Genomic DNA, 1,921 nt, shown 5'->3' on the forward strand with positions numbered 1-1,921 from the left:
GCCAAGGCATCGAAGCCTTGCGCGCCAACGGCACTCTGCCGGCCGATACCCTGACCCCGGAATTCGTGGTCGAACGCCCGAAGACCCGTGAGCACGGCGATTTCGCCACCAATGCCGCGATGCTGCTGGCCAAGCCGGCGCGCAGCAACCCGCGCGCCCTGGCCCAGGCGCTGCTGGATGCGCTGCCCAAGAGCGCCGATGTGCTGCGCGTTGAGATCGCCGGCCCGGGCTTCATCAATTTCCACCTTGCCCCCAGCGCCTACCAGCGCGAAGCGGCCAGCGTGCTCAAGGAAGGCGCCGATTACGGCCGCAACCTGAGCGGCAACGGCCGTACCGTGGGCGTGGAGTATGTGTCGGCCAACCCGACCGGCCCGCTGCACGTGGGCCATGGCCGTGCCGCCGCCATCGGCGACTGCCTGGCGCGCCTGCTGGATGTAAACGGTTGGAACGCCAAGCGCGAGTTCTACTACAACGACGCCGGCGTGCAGATCGAGAACCTGGCCCTGTCCACCCAGGCCCGCGCCAAGGGGCTCAAGCCCGATGACGCCGGCTGGCCGGAAGCGGGCTACCGCGGCGATTACATCCAGGACGTGGCCAACGCCTACCTGGCCGGTGCCACGGTGGAGCTGGAAGGCCACTCGGTGGTGGGTGAGCGCGACCCGGACAACCTGGATGGCATCCGCCGCTTCGCGGTGGCCTACCTGCGCAACGAGCAGAACCAGGACCTGGCCGCGTTCGGGGTGGATTTCGACATCTACTTCCTGGAAAGCTCGCTGTACAAGGACGGCAAGGTGGAAGAGACCGTCGCCCAGCTGAAGGCGGCCGGCCACACCTATGAGGAAGGCGGCGCGCTGTGGCTGCGCTCGACCGACTTCGGTGACGACAAGGACCGCGTGATGCGCAAGTCCGACGGCACCTACACCTACTTCCTGCCGGACGTGGCCTACCACCTGAGCAAGTGGCAGCGCGGCTATGAGCGCGCCATCACCGAGCTGGGCGCGGATCACCACGGTTCGCTGGCCCGCGTGCGCGCCGGCCTGCAGGCGCTGGACGTGGGCATTCCGAAGGGCTGGCCGGAATACGTGCTGCACCAGATGGTGACGGTGATGCGCGGCGGCGAGGAAGTGAAGCTGTCCAAGCGTGCCGGCAGCTACCTGACCCTGCGCGACCTGATCGAAGAAGCCGGCCGCGATGCGACCCGCTGGTTCCTGATCGCGCGCAAGCCCGATTCGCAGCTGACCTTCGATATCGACCTGGCCCGCGCCCAGAGCAACGACAACCCGGTGTTCTACGTGCAATATGCGCACGCCCGGGTGTGCAGCCTGCTGCGCCAGGCCCAGGAGAAGGGCCTGAGCTATACGCAGGGCGAAGGCCTGGCCGGCATGGCCTCGCTGAACGACGATGCCTCGCTGTGGCTGATGATTGAAATGTCGCGCTTCCCGGAAGTGGTGGAAGCGGCCGGTATCGCGCTGGAGCCGCACCTGATCGCGCAGTACCTGCGTGAATTGGCGCACGCCTTCCACACGTGGTATCACGGCACGCAGGTACTGGTGGCTGACGACGCCGAACGCAATGCCAAGCTCACGCTGGCCTGCGCGGCGCGCCAGGTGCTGGCCAATGGTCTGAACGTCCTGGGCGTTTCCGCCCCGGAAAAAATGTAAGCAGTGGAGAAGCAGTAAATGGCAGCACGACGCGGCAAGAGCCAGGCACGACGCAACAGCAACCAGGGCACGCCGGGATGGGTGTGGCTGGTGGCCGGTGTGGCGATTGCGGCCGTAGTGTTTTTGGCGGCACCGAACCTGTTCAAGAGCGACGGTGACGGTTTCCTGCGGGTAGGCCCGCAGCCGAACCCGAACGCCCAGCCGGCCCCGGTGAGCGACGCTGACACCGACGTGGGCGCTGAACTGCCCAAGCCGGGTGC

1 protein-coding gene and 1 pseudogene are annotated in these 1,921 nt (G+C 67.0%); both read left to right on the forward strand.

Annotated elements, in window-relative coordinates; all coding sequences use genetic code 11:
* Window positions 1–1,661 (forward strand): arginine--tRNA ligase (gene argS / locus DBR34_RS17180; protein WP_258224062.1); only part of this gene is annotated, 1,661 nt, incomplete at its 5' end.
* A gap of 18 nt (window positions 1,662–1,679) precedes the next feature.
* Window positions 1,680–1,921 (forward strand): annotated as a pseudogene (locus DBR34_RS23710) (sporulation protein); the annotation flags it as partial.

It is taken from the genome of Stenotrophomonas sp. HMWF003 (genome assembly GCF_003061285.1).
GTDB classification, from domain to species: Bacteria; Pseudomonadota; Gammaproteobacteria; order Xanthomonadales; family Xanthomonadaceae; genus Stenotrophomonas; species Stenotrophomonas maltophilia_AP.